General features: G+C 64.4%; 38 protein-coding genes. 21 read left to right on the top strand and 17 right to left on the bottom strand.

Annotated elements, in window-relative coordinates:
- Window positions 1-493: 493 nt before the first annotated feature.
- The 15 genes from AB0E05_RS04535 to AB0E05_RS04465 all read right to left on the bottom strand — a co-directional run bounded on the left by AB0E05_RS04535 (window position 494) and on the right by AB0E05_RS04465 (window position 10971).
- The gene (locus AB0E05_RS04535; RefSeq protein ID WP_361958634.1) at window positions 494-820 is read right to left on the bottom strand and encodes a hypothetical protein; all 327 of its coding nucleotides are present in this window, start codon (window positions 818-820) and stop codon (window positions 494-496) included.
- Between the two features lie 120 nt (window positions 821-940).
- The gene (locus tag AB0E05_RS04530) at window positions 941-1603 is read right to left on the bottom strand and encodes a hypothetical protein (protein ID WP_361958631.1); all 663 of its coding nucleotides are present in this window, start codon (window positions 1601-1603) and stop codon (window positions 941-943) included.
- A gap of 98 nt (window positions 1604-1701) precedes the next feature.
- Window positions 1702-2034, bottom strand: coding sequence for a hypothetical protein (locus AB0E05_RS04525; protein ID WP_361958628.1), 333 nt, complete (start codon window positions 2032-2034; stop codon window positions 1702-1704).
- A 103-nt stretch (window positions 2035-2137) separates the two neighbouring features.
- Window positions 2138-2440, bottom strand: coding sequence for a DUF5403 family protein (locus AB0E05_RS04520; protein WP_361958625.1), 303 nt, complete (start codon window positions 2438-2440; stop codon window positions 2138-2140).
- Window positions 2412-2765 carry a hypothetical protein gene (locus tag AB0E05_RS04515; RefSeq protein WP_361958622.1) on the bottom strand — a complete coding sequence of 118 codons (354 nt, stop codon included), beginning with the start codon at window positions 2763-2765 and terminating at the stop codon, window positions 2412-2414. Before AB0E05_RS04515 ends, AB0E05_RS04520 begins: the two co-directional genes overlap by 29 nt.
- A gap of 10 nt (window positions 2766-2775) precedes the next feature.
- Window positions 2776-3021 carry a hypothetical protein gene (locus AB0E05_RS04510; protein ID WP_361958619.1) on the bottom strand — a complete coding sequence of 82 codons (246 nt, stop codon included), beginning with the start codon at window positions 3019-3021 and terminating at the stop codon, window positions 2776-2778.
- A gap of 262 nt (window positions 3022-3283) precedes the next feature.
- Window positions 3284-4246 (bottom strand): hypothetical protein, encoded by a 963-nt coding sequence (locus tag AB0E05_RS04505; RefSeq protein ID WP_361959090.1) that lies wholly within the window; start codon window positions 4244-4246, stop codon window positions 3284-3286.
- A gap of 172 nt (window positions 4247-4418) precedes the next feature.
- On the bottom strand, window positions 4419-4937 hold the full coding sequence (locus AB0E05_RS04500) for a hypothetical protein (protein WP_361958616.1): 519 nt from the start codon (window positions 4935-4937) through the stop codon (window positions 4419-4421).
- Window positions 4934-5842, bottom strand: coding sequence for a hypothetical protein (locus AB0E05_RS04495; protein ID WP_361958613.1), 909 nt, complete (start codon window positions 5840-5842; stop codon window positions 4934-4936). Before AB0E05_RS04495 ends, AB0E05_RS04500 begins: the two co-directional genes overlap by 4 nt.
- A complete protein-coding gene (locus AB0E05_RS04490) occupies window positions 5826-7382 on the bottom strand; it encodes a phage portal protein (protein ID WP_361958610.1) in 1557 nt (518 codons plus the stop codon). Before AB0E05_RS04490 ends, AB0E05_RS04495 begins: the two co-directional genes overlap by 17 nt.
- A gap of 17 nt (window positions 7383-7399) precedes the next feature.
- Window positions 7400-9028, bottom strand: coding sequence for a terminase (locus AB0E05_RS04485; RefSeq protein ID WP_361958607.1), 1629 nt, complete (start codon window positions 9026-9028; stop codon window positions 7400-7402).
- Between the two features lie 8 nt (window positions 9029-9036).
- Complete coding sequence (locus AB0E05_RS04480) at window positions 9037-9303, bottom strand: hypothetical protein (RefSeq protein WP_361958604.1); 267 nt, start codon at window positions 9301-9303, stop codon at window positions 9037-9039.
- 10 nt (window positions 9304-9313) lie between these two features.
- Window positions 9314-10018, bottom strand: coding sequence for a hypothetical protein (locus AB0E05_RS04475; protein ID WP_361958602.1), 705 nt, complete (start codon window positions 10016-10018; stop codon window positions 9314-9316).
- Window positions 10018-10197 (bottom strand): hypothetical protein, encoded by a 180-nt coding sequence (locus AB0E05_RS04470; protein WP_361958599.1) that lies wholly within the window; start codon window positions 10195-10197, stop codon window positions 10018-10020. The genes AB0E05_RS04475 and AB0E05_RS04470 overlap by 1 nt, the downstream gene beginning before the upstream one ends.
- Window positions 10198-10413: 216 nt before the next feature.
- Complete coding sequence (locus AB0E05_RS04465) at window positions 10414-10971, bottom strand: HNH endonuclease signature motif containing protein (protein WP_361959087.1); 558 nt, start codon at window positions 10969-10971, stop codon at window positions 10414-10416.
- Between the two features lie 999 nt (window positions 10972-11970).
- Here AB0E05_RS04465 and AB0E05_RS04460 point away from each other — a divergent pair.
- From AB0E05_RS04460 to AB0E05_RS04375, 18 genes are all read left to right on the top strand, one after another.
- Window positions 11971-12336: a hypothetical protein gene (locus tag AB0E05_RS04460; protein WP_361958597.1), complete on the top strand. Its 366-nt coding sequence runs from the start codon at window positions 11971-11973 to the stop codon at window positions 12334-12336.
- 605 nt (window positions 12337-12941) lie between these two features.
- Window positions 12942-13184, top strand: coding sequence for a hypothetical protein (locus AB0E05_RS04455; protein ID WP_361958595.1), 243 nt, complete (start codon window positions 12942-12944; stop codon window positions 13182-13184).
- A gap of 85 nt (window positions 13185-13269) precedes the next feature.
- On the top strand, window positions 13270-13539 hold the full coding sequence (locus AB0E05_RS04450; protein WP_361958593.1) for a hypothetical protein: 270 nt from the start codon (window positions 13270-13272) through the stop codon (window positions 13537-13539).
- On the top strand, window positions 13532-13738 hold the full coding sequence (locus tag AB0E05_RS04445) for a hypothetical protein (protein WP_361958590.1): 207 nt from the start codon (window positions 13532-13534) through the stop codon (window positions 13736-13738). Before AB0E05_RS04450 ends, AB0E05_RS04445 begins: the two co-directional genes overlap by 8 nt.
- Before the next feature lie 358 nt (window positions 13739-14096).
- A complete protein-coding gene (locus AB0E05_RS04440; RefSeq protein WP_361958588.1) occupies window positions 14097-14372 on the top strand; it encodes a hypothetical protein in 276 nt (91 codons plus the stop codon).
- 14 nt (window positions 14373-14386) lie between these two features.
- On the top strand, window positions 14387-14656 hold the full coding sequence (locus AB0E05_RS04435; RefSeq protein WP_361958586.1) for a hypothetical protein: 270 nt from the start codon (window positions 14387-14389) through the stop codon (window positions 14654-14656).
- On the top strand, window positions 14653-14928 hold the full coding sequence (locus AB0E05_RS04430; RefSeq protein WP_361958583.1) for a hypothetical protein: 276 nt from the start codon (window positions 14653-14655) through the stop codon (window positions 14926-14928). The genes AB0E05_RS04435 and AB0E05_RS04430 overlap by 4 nt, the downstream gene beginning before the upstream one ends.
- A 217-nt stretch (window positions 14929-15145) precedes the next feature.
- The gene (locus AB0E05_RS04425; RefSeq protein WP_361958581.1) at window positions 15146-15613 is read left to right on the top strand and encodes a hypothetical protein; all 468 of its coding nucleotides are present in this window, start codon (window positions 15146-15148) and stop codon (window positions 15611-15613) included.
- Entirely contained in the window at window positions 15610-15858 is a 249-nt protein-coding gene (locus AB0E05_RS04420) for a hypothetical protein (RefSeq protein ID WP_361958579.1), read from the top strand. The genes AB0E05_RS04425 and AB0E05_RS04420 overlap by 4 nt, the downstream gene beginning before the upstream one ends.
- A 464-nt stretch (window positions 15859-16322) precedes the next feature.
- Window positions 16323-16565 carry a hypothetical protein gene (locus AB0E05_RS04415; RefSeq protein ID WP_361958577.1) on the top strand — a complete coding sequence of 81 codons (243 nt, stop codon included), beginning with the start codon at window positions 16323-16325 and terminating at the stop codon, window positions 16563-16565.
- Window positions 16562-16792 carry a hypothetical protein gene (locus tag AB0E05_RS04410; RefSeq protein ID WP_361958575.1) on the top strand — a complete coding sequence of 77 codons (231 nt, stop codon included), beginning with the start codon at window positions 16562-16564 and terminating at the stop codon, window positions 16790-16792. The genes AB0E05_RS04415 and AB0E05_RS04410 overlap by 4 nt, the downstream gene beginning before the upstream one ends.
- 23 nt (window positions 16793-16815) lie before the next feature.
- Window positions 16816-17010 carry a hypothetical protein gene (locus AB0E05_RS04405; RefSeq protein WP_361958573.1) on the top strand — a complete coding sequence of 65 codons (195 nt, stop codon included), beginning with the start codon at window positions 16816-16818 and terminating at the stop codon, window positions 17008-17010.
- Window positions 17007-17678, top strand: a complete 672-nt coding sequence (locus AB0E05_RS04400) for a hypothetical protein (RefSeq protein WP_361958571.1) — start codon at window positions 17007-17009, stop codon at window positions 17676-17678. Before AB0E05_RS04405 ends, AB0E05_RS04400 begins: the two co-directional genes overlap by 4 nt.
- Window positions 17679-18091: 413 nt before the next feature.
- Window positions 18092-18223 (top strand): hypothetical protein, encoded by a 132-nt coding sequence (locus AB0E05_RS04395; RefSeq protein WP_361958569.1) that lies wholly within the window; start codon window positions 18092-18094, stop codon window positions 18221-18223.
- Between the two features lie 377 nt (window positions 18224-18600).
- The gene (locus AB0E05_RS04390; protein WP_361958566.1) at window positions 18601-18903 is read left to right on the top strand and encodes a hypothetical protein; all 303 of its coding nucleotides are present in this window, start codon (window positions 18601-18603) and stop codon (window positions 18901-18903) included.
- Window positions 18900-19175 (top strand): hypothetical protein, encoded by a 276-nt coding sequence (locus tag AB0E05_RS04385; RefSeq protein ID WP_361958564.1) that lies wholly within the window; start codon window positions 18900-18902, stop codon window positions 19173-19175. The genes AB0E05_RS04390 and AB0E05_RS04385 overlap by 4 nt, the downstream gene beginning before the upstream one ends.
- Window positions 19176-19512: 337 nt before the next feature.
- Window positions 19513-20115, top strand: a complete 603-nt coding sequence (locus AB0E05_RS04380; protein WP_361958561.1) for a hypothetical protein — start codon at window positions 19513-19515, stop codon at window positions 20113-20115.
- 87 nt (window positions 20116-20202) lie between these two features.
- Window positions 20203-21024 (top strand): PD-(D/E)XK nuclease family protein, encoded by an 822-nt coding sequence (locus AB0E05_RS04375; protein ID WP_361958559.1) that lies wholly within the window; start codon window positions 20203-20205, stop codon window positions 21022-21024.
- On the opposite strand, the gene AB0E05_RS04370 is transcribed toward AB0E05_RS04375, so the two are convergent.
- Window positions 21021-21383, bottom strand: a complete 363-nt coding sequence (locus tag AB0E05_RS04370; RefSeq protein ID WP_361958556.1) for a thioesterase family protein — start codon at window positions 21381-21383, stop codon at window positions 21021-21023. The genes AB0E05_RS04375 and AB0E05_RS04370 overlap by 4 nt on opposite strands.
- Window positions 21384-21451: 68 nt before the next feature.
- Window positions 21452-22312 carry a helix-turn-helix transcriptional regulator gene (locus AB0E05_RS04365; RefSeq protein ID WP_361958553.1) on the bottom strand — a complete coding sequence of 287 codons (861 nt, stop codon included), beginning with the start codon at window positions 22310-22312 and terminating at the stop codon, window positions 21452-21454.
- 299 nt (window positions 22313-22611) lie between these two features.
- Here AB0E05_RS04365 and AB0E05_RS04360 point away from each other — a divergent pair, with 299 nt between their 5' ends.
- The 3 genes from AB0E05_RS04360 to AB0E05_RS04350 are packed head-to-tail and all read left to right on the top strand — an operon-like array spanning window position 22612 to window position 24135.
- A complete protein-coding gene (locus AB0E05_RS04360; RefSeq protein ID WP_361958550.1) occupies window positions 22612-22881 on the top strand; it encodes a hypothetical protein in 270 nt (89 codons plus the stop codon).
- Between the two features lie 16 nt (window positions 22882-22897).
- Window positions 22898-23710, top strand: a complete 813-nt coding sequence (locus AB0E05_RS04355) for an AAA family ATPase (protein ID WP_361958547.1) — start codon at window positions 22898-22900, stop codon at window positions 23708-23710.
- On the top strand, window positions 23710-24135 hold the full coding sequence (locus AB0E05_RS04350; protein ID WP_361958544.1) for an endonuclease domain-containing protein: 426 nt from the start codon (window positions 23710-23712) through the stop codon (window positions 24133-24135). Before AB0E05_RS04355 ends, AB0E05_RS04350 begins: the two co-directional genes overlap by 1 nt.
- The last annotated feature ends 2 nt before the right edge of the window (window positions 24136-24137 follow it).

The following is a 24137-nucleotide window of genomic DNA, read 5'->3' as shown; positions in this document are numbered from 1 at the left end:
GCCCCGCTGCCGTCCTGCGGCGATCGGGTCAAGATCTCGGAGGGAATGGCGAACGTTCTCCGGGCGGATGAGCCGTACAGTTCCCGGTCCTCGTCTGAGACTTCCGGCAGGTCGTCATCGAGAGCGTTGGTGAACGGGTTGTAGGTCTTCTCCCGCACATGCGCAGGAGCCCCGGGGCGTCGGTAGGGGTCGGGTTGCCGGATGCTGCGCGGGTTCTTCACCTTCGAGCGGACGAAGGACGTGTGCAGCAGCTGAATGGCGTCCAGAAGGTCCGCGAGAAGGAACGAGTTGCGGTCCCATCCCGGGTCGTGGATGCCTCCTTCGGAGAGGAGTCGGCCCTTGAAAGCGGACTCCGGAGGGAGGTGTTCGATGAGTGCGAGGCAGAAGCCCGGCGAAAGACTGCCGGTGAACAGTCCCCGGATGTCAGTACCGTAGAACCGCAGCAGATCCGCGGCGATCTCGCCGCCGTACTCATCGACAGCAGCCCGGAGACTCAGGAGTTTCCCGTGTCCCCGTCCTCCATCCAGGCGGTGAAGACGGTGTTACGGGCCGACATCGGCAGCAGCTCCAGAGCCTCCTTGAAGGCGTCCTTACGGTCTGCCGCGGCGATGAGGCACCGGTCCATGGCGTCGATCTTTCCGCCTTCGGAAACCTTCTCGTCCTGGATGATGTCGATGTACGTGAGGACGTTCTTGAAATCGGACCCGGGAAGATGCTCGAAACGCCGGAGCTTGATCACCCCGCCCTTGAGGTCCTTCAGCTCGACGGCCGGCGCCTTCGCGGCATCGTCCAGTAGGGTCTTGAAGTCTAGAATCGCCAATGTTTCTCCCTTTCAATGATGACTTCCTCCCTTTCATGTACGTCAAGTGATGGACCCCCAGGAGCGGAAAGGGAGGAACGCTCCTGGGGGTGGCTGGGGTGCCCTGCGGGGCTGTTGAGGTCAGATGACCTCGGGGAGACGGACCTTCGGGTAGACCCGGCCGAGACCGTTCTTCTCCGAGCCCGGGACGATCTTGTTGTCCACGTCCAGGTCGGCGTAGGCCCGTCCCGCGACGATGGATGCCCGTACCGGCACCTCGGTCAGCGCGGCAGGGTCGAGCGTGATGGAGTCCGAGCCGATGATGCGCGTGGACGGGTAGTACCAGGCCACGGCGTGCCTGCCGTCCGTGCCGATGATGTAGACGGCCCGGTCCGCGGGGGTGGCCGTGTTGGGGATGACGAACTGGCCGCCGACCACCGAGGAGTCTCCCGCTCCGTAGTAGAGCTTCAGAGTCTCCAGGGAGATGTCCGCCAGGTTGATCGTCATCGAGTACGACTTCGGAGGGGAGGTCACCTCCAGTGCCGGCACCTGCCAGGTGCCCAGGGTCTCCGGGTCATCCCCCTCCACCGACATCTCGATCCCGTTCTCCAGCGACGTATTGCCGATGGACACCCACTTGGCGGCGACCTCGGTAAGCCCCTCCTTGTAGGTGAAGGCGATGTCACGGCCGTCCGGCTCGAAGGGAAACTTGGGCGGAGGGGTGTTCACCGGAGCGACGTAGACGTACCCGGTCTTCGGCGCGAGCGCGTAGTGCAGGGGCTTCAGTTCCTCGGTGGTAGGCAAAGAGCCTCCTTCCAGCCCGACTCGGGCCAACGGAAGAAGGGGCCCACCCGTCCCGGGGAGCCCCTTACTTTGTTTTTTGGATTCTTTGGGCGGACCCCTCACCGGTGGGTGTAGACCATGTACGAGGCCACGAACCGGTGCACGTCCGGGTGTACGAACTGGGAATCGCCGGGCGAGTACAGAGGCCCGGTGACCTCCCGGGCGTGGGACAGTCCCGGGTGCCCCGGCTCGGTAGGTGAACGGAATCGCTCCGCACAGGCGGCCAGCAGGGCGGCTCGGACCTGGCGGGCGAGGAGTGAAGCGTCCCGCCGGGTGGAGTGGACGGCGTGGACGGTGAACACACCCGCGTCCAGGTGGGCCGGGACACGGGCTGTACCGGAGCTTCGCCGGATGACGACGAGAGGGAACCGGTCGTACCAGTCGTTCGGCATGATCACATGGATCGAGGGCCGGACGCCGAAGTCGCGCTCCAAGTAGTGCTGTACGGCCTCGGTGACGATGGCTTCCGAATCAGGGAGAAGGAAGGAGGTCAGCTCAGCTCAGCCCCTCCTCGATGATGTGGATGCCGTCGACCCAGCGGATCGTCGGTCCGCGCTTGGTCTCCCGGAGCCAGTGGCCGTAGTTGATGGAGATGATGTTGGGGTCGGTGAAGACAATCGCATAGCCCCTGCTGTGGCGGCGTATGTCGATGTGGCTGATCAGCCATCCCGTCTCGACGTGTCCGGTCGCCTTGGCCATGATCTTGGCCTTCTGGCGTTCCGCGCCCTCCTTGAGGGTCGCAGTCACACCGGGGAGATCGGCCACGATTCTATTGATGTCCTTGTCGACGTAGCCCATGGCCGCCCCTCCTCTCGATCACAACGGAGGCGAACGCCGTTCGTGACGAACCGCGGTGGATTCGCGGGTACTCGCTGACACTCCAGGTGCGGCCCTCGAACTCGACGGTGGACCATCGGAACCCGGGAAGATCACGTGCGATCAGCTTGTAGCGCGCGGGTTCCGACCAGCCTTGGGAGCTGTTGTCGTCGGCGTCGATCGGCTGGGCGAACACCCGTATCCGGTGTGCCCGGCCGCGGCCCGGCGCGGTTCCGCCGTAGCCGTCGTCCTCCTCGGCGTACTCGTACACCACCACTTCGACGGGAGGTCGGTCGATGATGCCCATGAACCTCCTGCTACTCGGTGCTGATGACGGAGCTGGCGTTCTCCTCGTAGGGGAACGCGTTCCGGTTGTTGATCTGGACGGCGCGGATCACGTCGAGCGTCCGGACCCCGTACTTGTTGGCCAGCTTCTCGATGAGCATGACCTCCGCCCGTGACGGGGCGAACCCGTTCGCGCCCTGCTCGGCGTACCGGTACTGGTACTCGCCGGCACCCTCGCTCACGTAGTTCTCGGGGTTCCGCATCCGGCGCTCGGCCATGGCCAGAGTGACCGCGCGGACAGCCGGGGGCACAGGGACTGAACGTCCTCCCGCTGCGCAGCCCCAGTGCGGACTTCCGTACGCGCGGACGATGTCCGAAGCGTCCGTGATTGCTGCCCGCGCCTGCGCCTGCTCGGCGGGGACCGCGAGGGGCTGGCCCATGCGGGCTTCAAGGTCCGAGAGCGTGCCCAGGGGCTCGCACATGGCTCCTCCTCGGGAACGGAAGGAGGGCCCCTCCGAAGGGAGAGGCCCCCTCGTCGGGTTACTTGACGGTGGCCGGCGCTGCCGCCACGGTGGTGGGCTTCAGCTCGACCTTGGCCTTGATGCCGCGGATCACCTTCTTGGCGGGCTGGACCTTGCCGGTCCGCTTGTCGCGGTAGGTGTCGTCCACAACCGCGATGCCGCAGTAGGCGGAGAAGAAGCTCCGCTCGGAGGCGGTCTCGGACATGTAGTCGCGGATCCAGCGGAGCGCATAGCCGGCCTGGGACTGCGAGGCACCGAAGGTCACGCTGGGCGGAACGATTGGGGCCCGGGTGACGAGCTGGACCGCGGACGGGTGGTATGCGTACAGGGAGTCCGGGTCGATGTGGTTCGACTGGATCAGCGTGAAGCCGTAGAGCTTGCCGATCACGGCCTCACGGAGTGCGGTGTCGGTGCCAGCTTCGGAGACCCGGGTGAGGTTGGGGTCGTTCATCAGCAGGCCCGCGACGTTGGCGCCCAGGACGAGGAAGCGACCGCCGCCCGGGATGTTGTTGGCGGTCAGCTCCGCGGCCATGAAGGAGATCTGAAAGCGGATCTTCTGGGCAATGTCAAGGTAATCACCGGGGGCATGCTCGATGACGAGCTTGCCCGCAGTCGTCTTCTCGGCCGGGGAGAACTGTTCCAGCGCCGACGCCACGATGCGCTCCAGCCGGTTGACCACAGCGTCCGTCTGCGGGAGAGCGACCTGCGAGGCGAAGTCGGCGATCTCCAGGGAGAGTTCCGCGTCGGTGAGCTGCACGGCGCTGTAGACATGCTGGTCGAGCGTGATGTTGAGGACGCTCTCCTTCTTCGACTCGACTGCGATCTTGCCGTCAGGTCGCTCACCGACACCGGGAAGAAGACCTTCCTGGTTGCCGTCGAGCATGAAAGGTCGGCGGATGGAGACGGCCTGTCCGACCGTGCCATCGAACTGCTCGCTGGCCTGCTTCTGAACGGTGGCGGCCAGAACAGTGGCTGCCTCCAGATTGGCGAGGGATGCAGCGACAAGCTTGTCAGCGTTGATGAACTGGCGATCTGCGGGGGACGTGATAGTCAGGGTGGGGCTCCTAGGGCATAAAGAAAGCCCCCTCCCAGCCGAGAGGGGGCGGTGCGGCTGTCAAGCTCTGACTTATGTATGTCAAGTCGGAGGGCTGTTTTCAGAGCCCGCCATTGACACCCCGGCGGTACGCCTGGACCAGTTGCTTGGCGTCGAAGGCGGGCTCGGACGGATTGAGGCCGCCCTTGCCGAGTCCTCGGGGAGTGTGAAGTACCGCAGCCAGGGCCTTGGCGTCTGCGCTGATCGACTCGTGGTCGTTCCCCTGAAGGCGGTCCGCCAGTTCCGCCGGGAGTGAGAACTGGTGAGCGACGGTCTGGCGTAGGAGCTGGCGCTCGACGTCGGCAACGCGTGCGGTCGCTGCCGCCAGCTCGTCGCGGGCCTCGTCCGCTCCTGAGTGGGCAGGCGCGTCCGAGAGCTTCGCGGTGAGGGCGTCGAGCTGTGCCGCCAGCGCCTCGTACCGTTCCTGGAAGTCCGGCGCCGGACTGTCGTCCGGCTCCCTGGCCTCCTCGACGGACTCAGACGGGGTCTCCGTCTCGCTCTGCGGCTCCTCGGCGGGAGCCGCTTCCTCGGTTCCGGTTTCCGCGTCGTCCGCGGGGGCTGTGGTGTTTTCCTCGCTCACGGTTCTTCTCCCTTTCGGATCTGGTCGATGTACGTGCTGAAGTCCGCCGCGCTGGTGGCCTTGGAGTCCTTCCAGAGCGTCCGGGCCCGCTTCACCGCGTCGGGGTACTCGTACCGATTCGAGAAGATCGGAGCCGTGTCGCACTGACAGTTGAGATGGAACTCGCCGCCCTTGATGCCGCCTCCTGACTTCTTGGAGGCGTACACGGCGCCACGGGAGGCGACCATGAGGCAGAACCCGCACGCGTCGGCCTCCGGAACGCGCATCCAGCGCAGGGCACGGCGATCTTGCTGGGCCGCGGTCACGATGGTCTCCCGTCCGCCGTCCGCGACGAGCTTCTGCGCATGGCCCCGGACGGTGTTGGCGATCTCTTCGAGAAGTCCGTCCAGCTCGTCCAGGGCCTCCAGCGTCAGGACATCAGCGTCCGCGGATTTCCGCTGCGGGCGCCGCTGGGCCTTCTTGACCTTCTCGATCACGGCATCGGTCACCTGGGATCGGGTGTCGTCCCGGTCGAACGGGGCGGTCTGCGTCCACGGGGCTGGATCGCTGTCGACCTCGGCCGGCACGCCGCCGCGCTGCGGCCTCTCCAGACCCGCGCCTTCATGAAGTCGGTCCCAGAGGTCGCCACGGGACCAACGGGTTCCGTATCCGTCGTCCAGGATCCTGCCGGTCCAGATCAGCCGGAGGAGCTGATACAGGGCGACAGCCAGACTCCGGGACCGGCCCCGCAGATCGGAGAGCTGCGCGTGCAGCTCCCGCGTGAACAGGTTGGGGTCGCGCATGATCTCACTCGGCTTGGTGCTCATCACTGCCGTGTAGGCCGCCGTCTTGGCGTGCAGCCCAAGCCGTTCCTGGCCCTGCCGGTAGAGGTCGAGGGCCTTCTCCGTATCAAGCTGCCGGCTCATCGGCTCTCACCCTGCCCCTGGACCGTGCGGTCCGTCCGGGGCCGGTAGTGGTCTTTCCCGATCCCGGCCTTTTGGAGCCCTTCGGCTTGCCGCCCGGGGTGGCCAGCGCCGCGGCCTTCGCCTCGTCCGGCGGTTGTTCGGCGCTGCTCAAGTCCTGCTTCCCTATCGCCGCCTGCCCCTGGGGCGTGAGGAGGTCTTCTCCCAAGCGGTCGCGTACGAGGTCGACGTCCTGCTGTGAAAATCCGGGGATCTTGGTGAGGACAATGTCGACCGGGACCGCCATTTGAGTCAACTTGAGGCCCGCGTCGACAGCCTGCGCCAGGGACCGGTTGCCCTTGTCGGCCCACTGGACCTGTGCGTCCTCGACCTCGTACCCGGTCTGATCGCCGGAGACCAGCGCGCAGAGGCGGAGCACCAGCTCCCAGGACTCACCGAAGGAGTTCCGGATCTCGTCGATCTTCCTCTGGAACGCGCTCTCCGCCGCCGCGAGGGCGTCCGCGGAGAGGTTCGCCAGCTTGCCCGACAGGAGGTAGTGCGGTGGGGTCTCCGTGACCGCGCACATGTGCCTCGTCGTCAGCTCGATAGCGTCCAGGAACTCCCCGGTGGGGGCGGCCGGTAGCTGCCCGAAGCGGGTCTCCGGGCTGGGGCTCACCAGCATCGTGGACGGGTCGAGAACCGGAGGCACGAACGTGGGCTGGCCGTCCTGGTCCAGGACCGGCATCCCGTGCTCGTCCACGCGCTCAACCGGGCTGAGGCCGGTCGCTGTCCGGATGGCGAAGCCGGTGTAGTGCTGGGCTATCAGCAGGGACAAGAACATTTGGTTCAACTTGTTCTGGTACGGGATGATCCCCTCGACCATCCCCGTGACGCGCCCCGTCAGGTCCATTTTCGGCGTGAAGCGCACGACCGGGCAGACGCCGAGGCCGTGGGCCCGCTTGTTCGCGATCTCCGGTTCCGTGCCGCCGAGGACTAGGTCGTACACCATCTGGTCGTCCCAGAAGCGGGCCCTGGTCGGTTCCTTTTCCGAGTACGTGTTGTTCTCGATGTAGAGCGCGTACATCGGGAAGGCGTCGAAGACGGGGTCGTCGTATCCGGCGAAGAGGCGCATGGGGTGGTAGGCCCTGATCTCCGGGACCTTCGGGTCGAGCAGGCTCGGTGTCACCGAGGCGTATGACTGGCCTGTCTCGATCGCCGCACGGTGCACGAGGGCCTGGCGCTGGTCCATCCTGTTGCGCTGCCAGTGTCTCCATTCGCCGGGGTTGCCAGTCACGTCGGGCCGACGGTATCCCTCCACGCTCAGGGCGTTCGTCGGGGCGTCCACCAGAAGCGGGATCAGGTTGTGGATCGACCGTTTGACGAGTTCCTTGAACTCGGGGTTCGCCTTGCGTGGGACGTATGGCGCGGTGTGCAATCCGCGCGTGTATCGGTCGATGAGCGAGAGCGGCTTATAGTCCTTCTCGATCTGCTTCAGCGCATAGGTGATGCGCTCGGCGAAGTCGGTGATCTGGCTGGGAAAGAGCGCTTCGTTCGTCTTCGTCAAGTAGTAAGTGCCCTTTCCTAGAAACCCCCCACAGTGCGGAGAGTTGCTACAGGGCTGGGCACCTTGTACTTTCCGGACTCCATCAGCCGTGTCCGGGCGATGATTGAGAGGAGGGCGGCAGCGTAGCCGTCCACTTTGTATTTCGAATCCCGGGAAGCTTTGCCGAAGCTGATCCCGTACTGGTTGTGCCGCTTCTTGGTGTTCTCTACGTGCCGCTTCAGGCCGAAGTGCCCACTGTGGTAGACCTTCTGCTGTTCGATGGCGCCCACGAGAGACATGTTCGCCACGGTGATCTCACGTTGGTTTCCTCGCATGTCGTAGGCGACGTGCGACCGCCCGGAAGGCTTCACCAGGAGTCGCGGGCCGTACTTCTCCGACCACTCAGCCACGTACGTCTCCCAGAACGCGACATCGCTGAAGAACGCTTGAACGCGGTAGGTGCGAAAGGCCCAGTCCACCATCTCGGCGACCTGGTCCTTGTCCACTCGCCAGGATTTACCCTCGGGGCCGTCCGGCTTCTCCCAGATGCCGATGGGCTGGATGAAGGAGTCCCTGACACGGGTCGCTACCAGAGCTGTCGCGTCGTCGGCTTCGCCGCCGTCCAGACCCAATGTGATCATGTCGCCCGGACGCAGCTCGGAGTCGATCCGGCATTTGCCCCAGGCCACCGGATCGATCAGGGCGTCCTCGGACGCTGTGACCAGATTGCAGTATTTACGCAGGATCTCATCGGTGGTGATGACACCCGAGTAGCACTGATCCACGATGGCATCGAAGTCGACCCAGTGGGCATCTCCGTAAGCGGCCTTGAGGGCGGCGCGGAGGGAAGCCTCGTCCTCGATGTCGAAGTCCGGGTCAGCGCTCCGGGCCTCGTAGTAGAGACCGGTTCTGCGCTGCTTACCGTCCTGCTGCCGCTGCCATGCGGTATGGACGCGCTCTGCGACGCTGTCCTCGCCGACAATGTACGCGTTGGTCGCCATCAGGATCCGGCCGCCGACCTTGGCCGCGTTGGCGGAGGCGGTGGTGTAGACGTGATGGCCGCCCGTGCTCTCGTTCCAGTGCCACGTCTCGTCCATGAACAGAGCCGACGGCCGGCCGCCTTCCGCGGACCGGTAGGAGGCGGTCTTCGCCTCCAGGAGACAGAAAGTGCCGTCCGGGTGCCGGGCGTGGTATCGCTCCTGGCCGGGGTCGATGTTGTACTGGGCCATTGCGTCGGGGTGGAACAGGCTGTGAAGCGTCAGAGTGACGTTCTTGACCTGGTCGATTGAGACGGCGTAGAGCTGCACCCAGGGCTCGTCGGCGTGCCGGCCGACCGCGCGGCCCTGCTCATCGAAGTGACTGAAGCGCACCGGGCCCAGGAACTCGATCGCCGCCAGGGTGGCGAAGAAGGGCCCCTTGCCCGTGCCCTTGGCGAGCTGGAGGCAGCCCGTCGTCCAGACGAACTTGCCGTGCTCATCAACCTCGTACCAGCGGAGAATGGTCCGCACCTGGGAAGGGGTGTACTCCCAGTCCTCCCGGAAGTTCTCGCGGGCCCAGCGCAGGATGCCCCAGCCGAGGGTGCGGTGCTCGCACATCCGGACGTCGAAGGTCTTGCAGGGACCGCACTGGGGCACGTAGTCGTCCCGGATGGTCAGGACGGCTTCCACGCCCCTCCTTACTGGTAGAGCGCCTTCACCAAGCGCTCGCCGAGCTGCTTGGCAGCGGCGATGTTTTTCTCTCCGTCGCCCTGGTCGCGGACGGCGATGATCGACTCCGTGAAGGGCGGCGCGAAGCCGTCGTTGTGCAGGACGAGCTGTGTTCCGTGGTCGAGTACGGCAGCGGTGGCGACCCTGATCTCCCGGTCCGGCCTGATGAACAGGGACCAGCACCGGGTGTAGACGCTGGTGTCTTGCCGCCAGTCGAAGGTTCCGTCCCACACCACTGCTGTGCTCCTAGATCGCGCTCGCGTACTTCTCCATCAGGGCCGTGACTTGCGTGTCGATGTCGCGGGACTCCACCGTCGTCAGCTCCATCCGCGCGATCCGCCGGCTGGCCTCCGTCGTGAGGAGTAGGGAACACGCCTTGATCACTGTCGAGAGCATCCGCCCGGACATGCGGACCCCCGGGGCCAAATGCCGATGCATCGCCTCGGCGACGTACACCGCGAAGGCGACATCGGTCGGCGTGTAGAACGCGCTCTGCCCGCTGTCCCGCAGGCTCAGGAACCAGCGCGACGGGATGTCGCCCCAGTGCCCCGGGGGCTCCGGCCACTCGATCGGGCCGGGCTCGACGGCCACGCGGACGCGGCGCCGGGTTGCCTCCGTGGTGAGGAAGTCCTCCAGGGCCTGAACGACCGAGGTGAGACTGTCCACACTCATCCGGTCCTCGTAACGGCTGAGGGACGCGTGCGCCGCCTCGATGACGTATCGGAGCTGGGCCCAGTCCGAGGGCTCGAAGTAGAACGCCTGCGGGCTGTTCCCGAAGGACCGCCAGAGTTGCTGGGCAATCGGATGCCATGTCTCGTCCAGCCCGTCACGGGCAGCCGCGACGTTCCGGTAGTGCTGGGGCGTGACCTGGACCTCGACACCGCTCTTGTTGCGTCGGCGTCGTTCCTCCGGGCGCTTCGGTGCCGGACCAGAGGGCCCGTTGCGCGCCATCAGGCACCCTCCTGGGGGTCGTGGGCCGAGCCCCAGAACTCGTCGGCGGAGAGCGCCGGCTTGCCGGGCCTACGTTCGTCGTGGTCGAGCTGGTGGTCCTCGCGCCGCTGCCGGGCCTGGGCCCGCAGCAGACGATCCGCCCGGTCATCGAAGGAGAGCGCAGCGCGCGTCTTGCCCATGTCCGTCCTTACGTCTGTCGGCGGGAAGCCCCCAGGAGCGGGATGCTCAACTGGGGGCCTCAACCGCGGCATCGCCCTCACGGGCTCACTGATGAGCGAGTGTCTGTCGAACTCAATCCGGACCTCGCCCGCGAAGGAGGTGTTTCTCCCTCACCTATAAAGAGGGGCCGCAACGGCCTTCGTGAGGCGGGCGCAGGATGTGAGGTGGGACACGGGCTAGTTGAGACCGCCGGGTATTCGTTTACCGCGGGCCGGGGGGTTCCGGGCCGCGCGAGCCCTGCGCCGCCCCGCCGCAGCCTCCCGGGCGGTCTTCTCAACGTGGTGGTGGTGGCAGAGCACCTGGGCGTTGTCGAGCCGGGTGAGGCCGCCCTGAGAGACCGGGACGATGTGGTCGACTGCCGCGCCGGCCGCGAGGCACGGGAGGCCGGTGTCGTAGCGGAAGTGCTGGCACAGTCCGGAGTCCCGCCGCCAGGCGAGCGACCGAAGGCGGCCCCAGACGCCTCGGTAGGCCGACGCCGTAGAGGAGTCCCACCCGGAGGTGGGAGGAGTCCAGGGCAAGGTACCTCCCAGGGGTACTTTCTTTGTTTTTTGGTTTCCCGAAAGGGGCCCTAGGGGTCCCTTCTTTTCTTTGCGGACTCGACCGACAGGGATGAGTCCGTTTCTTTTCCCCTGCGAGGCAGCCCCTTGGAGGGCTGCCTTGAGGTCCCATGAGAGGCCGCCCTTGGGGGGCGGCTTGGATGAGTCCGGGTTCGGTCGTTCGCTCGCCGGGCTCACTCTCTCCCTCACCTAGGTAGAGGGGCCGCGTCGAGCGGGGCCGCGGCCGACACCTCGTAGATGTGATCCGGTTCACTCGCCTCCCGGACTGGGTCCGAAGGTGTCGCTCCGCGGCTGAGCTGGGGAAGTACTGGCGGAGGCACAGGGCGGCCAGGTTGCCGTTTCGGTCGGGGATGCATAAGCACGGAGAGTGAATATCGAGGCTGCTCTACGTTCATGGACTCGTACAGAAAGTGAGCCTCTATGACGCATCGGTCGGGGTGAGAGTGCGATCGGAGGCACCCCCCGCCCTCCATGCCCTTCACTCCGAAATTTTTTCCGCACTGAAATGTTGCAGCTCGAACCGTTCGATCCTTAATGATTTAGGTCGAAGTTGAAACGCTCAACAATCGAACGGCTGAAGTGATCGCATCGCGTTCGATCACGCACTCATTCGGCCCGCCTGCACCCATGTCGCCCGTAGTCCGCGAGGCGTGCGCGAGTACGCGCACTGACCAGCGGTAGGCGCGGCAGCGGATACCGCGCCGCGTGCGCACCCCTGTCGCACCCGGCGTGTAGTGGCGTGCGGGCGCGGTGCGTGGATGCCGGGCCGTCCAGTGGCGGGCGCCGCTTGTCCGGGTGGCCGTTCGCGGTGCGTCCCGCTGGTTATGTGGCGGTAGCGGGTGGCGGTACTCAGGGGGTGCGAACGGGGCGGATGCAGGCCGTTGCCCGCACTGTGATCCAGTGCACAAAGAAGGAGGGGTGACCGGTTCTGACCTGCGGTTTCTCTGCGTCGATAGATACCCATGAGTACCCCCCTCCCCTATCGATCAGACCATTGCGACTTGTCATACATACGAACCGGCGCCTAATGTTCTGGTTGTCGCCAACGACGCAACGACAGCCGCACGGAGCGGCCTAGCGAATAGGGCAGACACTGCGGACCATCGAGAGGGTGAATCCCTCGACGACCATTCCGCTCAAGTTTTGACTTGACATACATAGACCTGAAGGTGCACTGTGAATGAGCACGACGACGGACTGAAGAGCTGGACGCTGATCTACGGCGACCGGGGCCTCATGGAACTGAGTGCCCGCATCTCCCGGTGGGTTCCCGCTCACGACATCATGATTGAGCGGCATGAAACAGCATGGGGCGAGCCCTACAAGATGGCTCGATACACCTGCCAGGACTCCGGTGCAACGCTTGCCCATGTGGAGTGGGTAGACAAAGAGATCGCCGATCAGGCGTGGGCCGAGGCGGTTACCGCCCTCCTTCTCGACCGGCTTGAGCGCAAGGTGTCGGGAGCCTTCTTCGGGATATCTGCGATCAGCGCCGCCGCGACGGCGCACCGAGGTCGTATCGACTCGCTTCTTGCGGCCTGAGACTTTACATACATAGAGCACGGGAGGGGTTGTAAGTGCTGACGCTAGAGCATGTCGCAAACGAGACGATGACCTGCGGGGGTTTCACGTGGGCTCGCAGTAGGGCGAATCCGGTTACCGGGTTCATGGTGGCGACCCCGGGATGCGAAAGGGTCATCAAGGGGTGGGACGGGTCCACTGCGGTGATCGCATCCTTCGTCGCTGAACACGTCCTGCGGGTCGCCGGTAGCGATTCCTTGTGGTTCGGCTCATGGGTGGAGGACGGGACTCTCTATCTCGATGTCTCCGAGAACATCGCCGACCGGGGGCGGGCCCTGGAGGCTGGCCGCACCCGGGGCGAGATATCCATCTGGGACTGCGGGGCGGGGAAGGTCGTGTATTGCTAATGGAGGCCTATCGGATTGTTGTCAAGGACGACACCTTCTATGTGCGGTCCGACGATCAGGTTCATTCTCTGGTCATGGGCTGGTATCTCGCAGAGGGGTGGTCACGACTTCATGCCTGGGGTGCTGGAACGGCCGTTCTCTGCGAACTCCGGGAACTGGGCTACGCGACAGAAGCGGTACCCAAAGTGGTGTACATCGAAAAGAGGATGGGGTAGCCCTGTGGGCCTGGAAGCAATCAAGTCGGTGGCAGTGAAATATAAAGGAGTACTCCACGGGGAGGACCGGCATGGGCGGGTGGATGTGGAGTTCCCTTGCGTCCATCAGGCGGCAGCCTTTTCTAGCAACTTCCTTGCGGGGCAGGTCATGATGCGCCAGGAATGGGCTCCCGGAGTCGCCGGTCATAGCGTGAATATCGACTTCCCTGTTGTCCTGACGTTTCAGATTGACCGTTTCTCGGCCTGACGAGCTTTGATCGGACACCCCTTCGGGGGTGACTGGTCATGGACTGTCAGTCCACCCTGAAATCCCTTCATCGAAAGCAGATACAGTGCCTTACGTCAATGAGGTCGAGACACCTGAGAGTGTCTTTGTGTGTGCCGCCGAGGGCTGCACTGGAGTCATCGAGGCAAGCGCCATGGGATGGCTGAATATCGACAAGGGCGGCGACGGAAATCCGGTCCTCTCGGTTTTCGGTTTCTCCGAGGGTAACTACGTGGTCGCGTGCTCCGAGTGCGGTGAGAAAGCGGATGGCGAATTGGACTCCGCCGTGCATCGAATCATCTACGGCGCGGGTGGAAAGGACTGGTTCCGTGGCTAAGCATCGGGTCTGGCTCACGGAGTCCGTCAATTATGTTATCGAGGTCGACGCGGAGGACCGCGAAGAAGCCGGGGAGGTTGCGCGGGAGCTGTTGAACGAGATGGATGTAGATCAGCTCGCCTCATATTTCGATGACTCGACAGGTTTCGATGTTGCGGACGTAGTCAAGATCAGAACCCGAGTGCCGGTGGCGGCATGACTGCGGCCCACTTCAAAACGGAGCAGTTTCCGCAGAGTCGGGAAGGATTCTTCATACGCCCTTGCGCTAAATGGGATGCGGGAAAGAAGCTCGATGGCGCCCATTACCGTTGCGCCTCTTTCACCTTCACATTCGACGTTCCCGGCAATCCCGAAATGGGCCTCTGGACGGTTGTGGCGGCAGGTACCGACGATAGTGCTGCTTTCATGAGGGCATACAGGCACCTCATGACGAAATGCCTGGGTGATGATCTCGTAATCCGCCTCTTGGAGCAGGACCAGGGCGAGCCCGGTCCGTCGACAGAATTCGCCTGGAATGACGCGCGAGTTGGTTGCCTGTTGCCAGCATGGGAGGAGCAATGAGAGTCAACCACTGGACCGGCACGGTCGAGTGCTCTGACTGTCGCATGGATCTTGGGAACACCCCAAGCGGCTATGCCATAGGTCTGGACGATGACGTGTACTGCGGGCACTGCCAGAACGAAGCCCACGTATGCCGAGTCCCCGAAGCCGCAGCGAAGTTCATCATTCGGGCGTACGAATGGAATGCCGGAGAAACACGTTCCGAGCTGGTGGCTCTGGAACTCCTCGAAGAGATGGCTTCATTCGCGCAACGTGAAGAGATGGTTCTCTAGTGGCAAATCGGAATGTGAAAGACCAGAGCGATTTCGTGTATGTGTTCATCGTCAGCCGGAATTCCCGACCCTCGCTAAAGCGTGTGCTCTGGCAAGTGCAGCGGGAGGAGGCCAAGCGGATCTGCTCTGATTCCCGCACCGCATCCGCCAACTACATGCTGTGCTGGACGTCCGATCCCGGAACAGTCGGGAAGGACTGGACTTGGGTTGCTGACAACGGAATGCACGATCAGGTACTGAGGGATCTGGGCATCGTCCCGGATTGCGAACTGGAGCGGGTGTGAGAGAGCTGGCGACCGTAGTGGTCGAAGAGGGCTCTGGAATTGACGAGGGATGTATCCGTGAATTCTGGGTGGGCAAGGAGGGACAGTGGCGTCACACCCTGTCCGTGGAATCGACCTGCCGAGGCATCGAGTTGAAGTGGGTCGTAGACACCCCTGATGTCGACACCGCTGATGCGATTGATCAGGAATTCACCGTGGAGATCGGCGCGGAAGACGCCTGGCGACTCCTGAGAGGGATCGAGCGGGACATCTATCACGAGGGTCGTGTCTGATGCTGACGAAAGAGCGTATCGAGCAAGCCGTCAACGAGGGGGCCGACGTCGTCTTGGACGGATTGGACCTTGGCGATCGGGATCGTGACCTTCTGGGTCTGACAGTATGCGCAATCGTCTACCAAATGTTTCACCCTGCTCCTGGAGGCAAATTGGATGATGTGATCAGGGAGCATTACGAGGATTCACCGGAAGAGGTAAGGACGTGGTGGGATTGGTGATCGAGACTCGTGGCGTAGGTGCGGACGCGGCGGCTTGGTGCATGGCGGTAGTACGGCTGATGGAATTGCACCGGGACCACTTCACGACCGCCGAGGTTTCAGCGGCTCGTGCCGAGTATTTTCGACATGCACAGGCGGCAGGGGCGGGCTTGCCTCCGATTCCGTCGAGCAGGACCCCCGAAGATGCGGCCGAACTCCGCGAGGGAATTGTGAACAGGTCGCGGGTCCTGTACCCAGAGGTTCTTTCATCGTGGCGAGCCTCGACGGACGAGGTGAGAAAGTTCCGCCGACTCTGTGGGGAACAGCAGGTGCACATGGATGCCCCCTCGTGCGGAGAGTGCAATCGAGAGACCGGGGCCTGGTGTGCCGTGGTACGCGAACAGCTCGATCAGATGGCCGAGTTGATCAGTGAGTTCACAGACGAGGAGCGCGAGGAAGCGTTCGGAAAGGGCCGGAGAACATGAAGGGAAGCCCGCCATCCAGCCGGAGAATCCGGCACGGCGTGAAGGTCGCTTATCGAGCGCACCGGCACATCTTCGACGGCATTGTTGTGGGCGCCGTCTACTCCGCCAATCCTATGAAGAAGGCCCATATCACCGCTGTGGTGATAAAGCCTCGGAACTATGGTCTTCCTCGCCAGACATTCATCGAGGAATGCAGAGACCTGGAAGTTGTCCCCATCGAGAACGTGCGAATCAAGAAGGGCTGATCTGAAGTGATACGCAATGCGGCAGAGTACGAGGAGTTCGCCCGGTGGGTTCGGAGCCGGGCTCTGCGAGCCGGGTACCCGCTGGACATCCCTCGGTCGGGTGCCGTCAACGACCTGAGTGCGGCGGTGGGCACGGCGGTCTACAACGTCAGCAGAGTCCTGAACGCCCACCGGGTCCCCTCCTACACGACGTGGCCGGCGTGGGCGGCAGCCCTCGGCGTTTCGGAAGTGCTGTTCGAGGAGAGAGCGAAGGCGGCGATACGTGGCCAGTGACGAAGCCCTTGGCCGCTGCTGGAAGTGCCTGCAAGAGGTCAGGGCGGAGTTCGACGCGCACTCCTCCCGGCTGGCGCCCTGGTGGGGGTAGCCGGGGACGTGCCCCCCTTCGGGGTTCACGGGCGGACGGTCGAAACCTGGACGCAGTACGTAACGCAGAAGGATCAAAGAGGAAAGGACGTTTGGTACCGGTGAAAGCAAGCAAGTTGGAGATCGGCGACCGCATCCGGGTCACTGGGCATGACACCCGGGGCTGGAACGTAACCCGTGAGGGGTACGTCGTTGGAGCCCCACGGCTGGTGAAGACGCAGTGGAACTTGAAGCGGATCGACGCGATACGGCTGCACGTCGACAAGGATCTGATGGCGTCACCTTCTCGACAGAATTTCGTGACGGTCCTCCCGGACACCGAGGTCGAGGAGTTGGAGGCGTGAGCGAGTACTCGGAGGGGGACCGCGTGTATCTCCGGAACATGACTGGCGGGGTGATGTCGGACGAGAAGGGCCATCCCATCAACTTCCGCGTGGTGGAGGTCATCGAGTGGGAGAACGGCAGCCGGAACTTCGTTCTGCGCACCCGTGACAGGAACGCCCAGCGCATGTATGGCGGAGGTATCGGTTTCCCTGCGATGACTCTCAAGCGGGCGGAGCAGGCGACATGAGAAAGGGTGGAACCAAGGGGAACGTGCAGCATTACGCAAAGCTGGAGGGGGGTGTCGTCGGCTGCAATCAGTGGGGCTGCGACGGCCCGGCAACCAGGTGGATCGACATGGAGCGCTACGGGAATCCGCGTTTTCTATCCACGGCCTACTGCGCCGATCACGGCGACTGGGAGCTGAACGACCCGTTCCACACCATGAGAGTCAGGGAGATCAAGTGACGGAAGAACGCGAGGAGGGCGCCCTCGTCGGAACGCTCCCGGGAGGCGTCCGTGCCCGGCGGACAAAGGGGCCGGAGTCTCAACCGTGGATCACGGAGTACGAGCTGACCGGTAATCGCGTCTCCGGCCGGGTGCAGGTTCTGCCTTACTACGACGAGCCCGTGGTGGAGCGGGACTGGTCCCGGAGCGGTAGACCGATCCAACGAAAGTGGGAGTTTCTTCCGTCGGCCTTCTCCATCACCTACGGGGGGAAGCCCTCATGGCACGGAGATGGCCAGGGCAGCCTGGTCGTCAACGGAGTGGCGCTGGATGGGGGGCTGGTCTGGCGCCCGGGGAGCGTCGACACGGAGAGCTTCCGGGTGTGTCGGCCCAACCAGCACGGAGGAGTCGAGGAAGCCCCAGCAGGCGCCCGTGACACGACCCGGACCGTCGTGCGGGACCTGGTCGAGCTGCACCGGCAGAATGCGGTCCTCGTCCAGGAGAAGGCTGTCGAGTTCGCCCGATACCAGCGTTCCCGGAGACTCGCGGCCCTAGACCAGGAGCACCGGGAGGTGAGCACGCTGCTGCGTGAACTGATGGGGCGCAATGCCGAGCTGGTGCAGCGACATGCGCTCATGAGTGATGACGCCTGCTTCGCGGCTGCCCTGCCGAAGGGCGATCCGCGTTGAGTGGTCGCCTCTTCGATCTCATGATCAGTCCGTGCGCCGTCCGATTCGCCGGGCCCTACGTCACCGACAACCGTGTGCTGTGGGACGTGTCCAAGTTGTCCGTGCGAGTGCCGCGTGGCGTGGATGGCGACGGCATGTATGAACTGAAGGCCACACGCCCCGCAGTGCCGACCGCAGGGAGTGTCCGACCGGACCAGGCAGCAATACAACGGCAGATGGCGAAACTTTCGGGCGAGCAGGCCGGTACGTGGAAGCGGATCCGCTGGACCGCCTGGGGGTGTATGGCCAGAGGCCGATTCCAGCAGGTTGGCAGGGTGAACGGTGAGCCCGTCTTGATCCCCGCAGATTGGGCCGCTCACCTGCCTCGGGGCGTACACCTCGAAGGTCACAGCGGGGACCAGGCCCTCCGGATCGTGAGGGAGGTCAAGGTCCCCAACCGGGCCGCCAAGACCACGACGACCTGGGACGTGGTAGGGGTCGCTATGCCCTTCGTCCCGGAGGAGCACCAGGCCCGTTTCGCCAGGCTCATCGCATCCGGGCTGTGAATCACACCGTCAGGCGGCGTCCGGAGGGCCGCCTCCAATGCCGTAGGTGTCGGGCGGCGTTCTCCAGTGAGGGCGCCGTCCTGGCCTCCCGCTTCTCGTGCCCCGGGGAGGCCCTGGTCCATGGTCTCCCCGGGACCCGGGATCATCTCGTCCATCCCGTCGATCTGGACCGGACATGCGAGTCGTGGGAGTGCCCGGATCCGGACCCGGGGCACTATCACGGGCCGGATCCCTATTGCGATGTACTGCTGTGCCCCCGCTGCTGTCACGAATGCGACTGCGGTGTGTGCACCGGCCAGATCAAGGCCCCTGGGCTTCACGTACTAGACGACATACCCGTGTACTGGCGCGGGTTGACCAACAGGAACAGGAACAGGATGGAAGCCGAATCGAAGAAGCAGGATGAGTTCGATCCCGGAGTCTGGCGGAACACTCCGCTGCGGGAGGTCCCGGGGGTCGGGCCGTCGAACCATCAGCTCCGGATCCACTTCGGGGGCCGGGGAGGGATCCGGAGCAAGGCGCCGGCGGAACCCGTGGTGCTGGCAGGTGTCTCCTACACCGGTGAGGGACGCTACGAGGTCTGGGACGCGGACAGCCGCGATGTCCTGCTCAACTGCACCCTGGCGTCCCGTGTCTGGTGGGCCCCCGCCCGTGCGGTGCTCAAGCGGGTGGAGCCATGAGCGGGGGGCCGGAGTTCCTGGACCGGCAGTACGAGTCCGGCTTCGCCCAGCTCGTCGTGTACTTCCAGGACCGGGTCAACGACTCGGGTTCCATGTCCTTCGCCTGCTGGACTCGGGGCGCGGATCGTGCGGTCCTCTACTCCGCAGGAGGCACCGAGCTGGCGGCCGTCTCGATCTCGGCTCCCGATGACCGTGACCGTGCCCTTGCGCAGATCGAAGAGGCATGGGGCACCCTGCTCTGGGTGAAGTTCTCGACACGCGTCTACGGGTAGTCAGGGCGGGGAGGTAACCCCTCCCCGCCCAACTTGACATACATATCCGGGTTGCGTAGCTTGAAAGTGAGAGGGCAAGTGAAAGCACTGGCCTGGTCCGCTCCCGCCTGCATTGTGGTCGCGTACTACTTCGCGCGCCACAACGTCGACGCGGGAACCGTTTCCGCGGCTGCCGTAGTCGCAGGAGTAATCGCGGCTATCTCCTTCGGGATCCACCCGTACGCCTGGGCTGCTCTGCACGTCGCAGTTCCGCTATTGGCGTGGAGAAGTCGGAAAGTGGGGAGGGGTGGCAATGGTGTCTTTTGACACACATATATCAAGTGAATAGAGTCGATCCATGAACCAGAGTGCAGACGAGAAGCGTGAAGCGCTCTTCGAAAAGCTCAAGGCGAAGGGTGCCTCCGCGGCAAGGATCACCTCCCTGCGGCGGATGGCCGTGGAGGGCGCAAGCCCTGACTCCATCAGGCGACTGCGAACCGACACGCCGACACTGTCGGTGCAGGACATCGCGGACCTGTTCGGGATCACTCGGCAGGGCGTGTACCACCACATCAAGGGTGAGGCGACACAACTCGCTCAGCCGTTCCGTACGGCAATCCCGCGGATCCGGCCGTTCACGGTGGCGGACCGGCACCGCAAGTGCCAGCTCTACAACAACCTGACGAACCACATCAAGTACGTGCTCGCGGGGCCAACGGGGCTGAGCGATGAACGACGGGATGTACTGCTGAGCTGGTGGGGCACCCTGTCGCGCGAGTACGTCATCGTGTACGACCCGGCGGAAACCGGCACATCGCTCGCGCACTGCGGGGGATGGCGCCTCGATGACCGAGTGGAATCCGATGGCGACATGGTCGTCCGCCCGCACGGCACGCCTACCGAGGAACAGCGCCGGGTGCTGAGCTGGGAGAGGATCGAGGAAGCACTGGGGCGGAGTTGAGCCTCAACCTCACTGCGGAGCCAGGCCCCTTCGGGGGCCTGCTTCACCCTTGCGACTTGACATACATACGACGGAATGGAGTTCCCGATGCCCACGACGGTCGAGGCGCGCGCCGAGGCGTACCGGACACGGCCACGTTCGGTATCTCAGGTCAAGCAGTACGAACAGTGTCCCTATGGCTACTTCCTCACGCGGATCGCCCGCGAGCCGGAGCTTCAGGCCGCCTGGCTGGCGCAGGGGGTGGCGGTGCACGCGGCAGCCGAGGAGTGGGAGCGGAGTGAGCGGGTCATGTCCGTCGCTGCGGCCCAGGAGGTGTTCGGGCGGGTGTATGTCCGGATGGCGAATGCAGCCCTGGCGGCTGAGCCGGCCGAGGATGGTTGGCAGGCCAGCGGGCCGTATCCGGGGTTCGCCGACCTGGAACGGCGGTGGCATCTTGGCCGGGAGCAGGTTGAGCGGTACGTGGCCTGGTACGAGAAGCACCCCGACGAGGTGGTCTGGAAGTCGCCGGACGGTGTCCCGGCCATCGAGCAGCGCTTCGATATCGAGATCGACGGCGTGCCGGTCGTCGGGTATATCGATCAGGTCATCGACCACTCGAAGCATGGTCCGGTTGTCCGGGACATCAAAACGGGTGTCCTGCCGACGATGGACGACACGTTCCAGCTCGACACCTACGCTCTCGCGTTGGAGCTGGAGTACGGAGTGGAGTGCCGGATCGGGGACTACTGGTCCGGGAAGACGGGACGACCGAGCAGGGCTCGGAAGCTCGGTGTCGACCGGGACTCCGTCGTGGATCGGTTTAGGGAAATGGATGAGGGGGTGAAGTCCGGAAACTACACCCCCACACCCGCGCCGGAGACATGTGCGCGATGCCCAGTCCAGCGGAGTTGCCGATTCGCGTCAATCTAGAGCTGGTACTGGGACAGCGATCGAAGCTCGCTGTCGGTCAGTCGCCGCACGCTGTTCATTGCCAGATCGAATGCCACGATCAGCGTTTTCGCCGTCAGATAGGCGTGTTGCTCATCACGAATCTCGCATTCGAGAGTGAAGGCCGCAGCTCTGACTTCACTCACCGACAAGACGACGGAGATCGGTTCCGGCCGGTAGACGAGCTGTCTGGTGAACTTCATCGACTGCTCGGCGACAACGAAGTTGTTGACCAGCCGGACGCGGGGATCTTCTGGGACGAGGTCGGCGAACATTGACAGCCGGGCTTCCTCCAGGAACGTGGAGTGCAACGCGTTGTTGATGTGCCGGTTCATGTCCATGTCTGACCAGCGAAGTCGACAAGGGAAAACGTAGGGGGCCATGGCGGTGATTCTTTGCTGGAGACGTGTCAGATGAGGAAGGTGGCAGGTGGGACGTTGAACCCGAAGGGGCTCTCGTCCTCGTCCGGCCACGTCAGGAGTACCAGCCGAAGGTTGTCGTACTTCGCAGGAACGAAGACCTGAGAGATGATGTCGATTTCCTGCTGGAAACGGGGAAGCCGAAGCCGGAAGTGGTGTCCATCGCGGTTCGCCAGGACGGTGGTGTCCTCGTTCCAGAAGCCACGTACGATCGGGTCTTCGAGGGCTTCTTCCAGGATCTTCGGGAGGATGCTCCCTGGGCGCTTCCTGGCCAGTTCCAGCCGGATCATGCTCAGGTAGACACGGGCGTGCGAGTCCCAGCTCACCAGTTGTCCACGCGACTGCGGGTTGATGAGTCCCCAGCGCATCAGGTTGGCGCCGTCCTCGGTGGTCCAGGGCCACCACTCGCCCATCGCGCGATTGAACGCGACGATGTTCCAGTCCGCGTCGGAGACGTAGGCCGGCCGCGGATCCTGCTGGTCGAGGACGAGCTGGATGGCCCGGTGCTCCGGGCTGTCGTAGTCGGGGGCGGCGGTGACGCCGGCCGGGGGGTTGCACCCGATGGTGTAGAGGAAGAGGGTCAGCCGCTGGTCCGGCTCAAGGAGCAGGGCGTCCGCCAGGCGCTCCATGACGTCACGGTCGGGACGGGGCGCGTACCCCTTTTCGAGGTCCCGGTACCACCGGTCGGTCATCCCGCAGCGGGCTGCGACGAGGGCTTGGGACATGGGGCGCTTCTGCCCCATCTTCTGCCCCGCAGCCGCGCGCCAGGCCCGGAGGAAGCGCGGCAGCCCTGATGTGGGGTCAGGTGCTTCCGCTGTATGGGGATTCAGCGGATTGATCTCGTGCGACACCTGGTTCCTCTCGTTTACGGGATAAGCAGATGGGACGGTACGTCAGCTCCCTCCTTGATCGCAAAGGGGTGGCCTTTGAATCGCAAAGGGACGAGAAAGGGGTCGACTGTCGAGTACCCGGAGTGATCGTTCGGGAACGGGCCCTCCGGAACGAGCCCTCCGGAACTGCGGTTCCGGAAACGTCGTTCCGGTCGCCGGTCGTCAATAATTCAGAGGGGCGAGCCGAGCACACCAACTCGGCTCCATGGAGCCCGTCTTCCGTCATGAACGGAGGCGGGAAGGAATGCCCAGGGGGGCATATGATCAGGGATTTCGTTCACCACATCACATCCGCGATGGTGTCTAACTGCGATACGGATTCGGCTGCCGCGGTCGCCCGGCGTCACTGTCCGGATGGTGATGCGATCGTGACGCAAAGAGGCATGGATGCCGAACACGCTCGGCTCTTGGTCTGCCTCCAGGCGGACATGGATGACCGCATCGCGGACCTGGTTGAGGAGCTGAAGCAGCTCACGCGGCGAATGACCGTGCTGGAGCAGGCGACTTCCCCCAGCCAATCGCGGATATAGATACTCGGGTAGGAATATGTATACGCTCAGTCAATCGATTCGGGCGCGGGGGAACTCCGGGGAGCCCCTGCCTCCGGCCTTCAAGGCCCTGGAGCAGGCGGGGACCCGCTTCCTCCGTGGTCAGCTCTCGCTGACCGTGGCCGCCGGCGGCATCGGGAAGTCGGCCTTCACGCTGGCCAGGATCCTCAAGGCTGCCTGTCCGATCCCGACCATCTACTTCTCGGCCGACTCGTCGGCGGACATTCAGATCTCGCGGGCGATCTCGATCCTCACCGGCACTCCGATGGCGGTGTCGACGGCCGCAGTGCGCCGCAACGACATCAGCCCGTACGCCGGGCAGTTGGATGTGCCCGTCCGGTTCGATTACGCCGCCTCACCGACGATCGATGACATCGAGGACACCGTTGCCGCCTGGTACGAGCTGTACGGCGAGGACGCCCACATGATCGTCCTGGACAACATCACGAATATCCGCGGAGGCACCAGCGCGAACGATGACGACCCCTTCGGCGGGCTGGAGAGCCTGATGGACTGGGCCAGCGACATGGCGAGGACGACCGGCGCCCACGTGGCCGGCCTGCACCACGCCACGGGCCCGCACAACGATGGAGGCGCCCCGATTCCGATGTCCGGGGTAAAGGGGCAGATCACCCGCGTTCCGGCACTAGTGCTCACGCTGCACAAGCCAGACGGCAACACCCTTGGGGTGAGCAAGGTGAAGGACCGGGCCGGGCGGAGCGATCCGAGCGGGCAGACCTTCGTAGAGCTGGGCTTCGATGGCGACACCATGCAGATCACGGACACGGCGTTTTCGACGGTGACCTACTGATGGGGGCGTGCAGAACGAGCACGCGGCTGTGCTCCCGCTGCGGCCGGTGCCGGGCCGTGCGGTTCTTCACGGGCCCCCGCGGGCGGATCTGCCTGCCTTGCCAGAAGAAGACACGCTCCCAGTCGGCGCACGCGGCCCGGGTCCAGTCGACCTACGGCCTCGGCCCCGGTGAGTACGAGCGCCTCCTGTCGGCTCAGGGCGGAGTCTGCGCCATCTGCCAGCAGTCACGGGCCCGGCGGCTCGACGTGGACCACTGCCACAGGACGGGCATCGTGCGGGGTCTGTGCTGTGCGCGATGCAATCGGCAGCTCCTGGCGAGAGGTCTCCGCGATGATCCCGCCATCGCTCGCGCGGCGGCGGCCTACCTGGAGAATCCGCCTGCGGTCCAGATCCTCGGGAAGCGCTTCCACAACAAATCGACTTGACA

Origin of the sequence: Streptomyces sp. NPDC048057 (assembly GCF_040653095.1) — a bacterium.
Taxonomy (GTDB): domain Bacteria; phylum Actinomycetota; class Actinomycetes; order Streptomycetales; family Streptomycetaceae; genus Streptomyces.
Note: the sequence above shows the minus strand (reverse complement) of the source record. Positions and strands in the feature narration are given on the sequence as shown.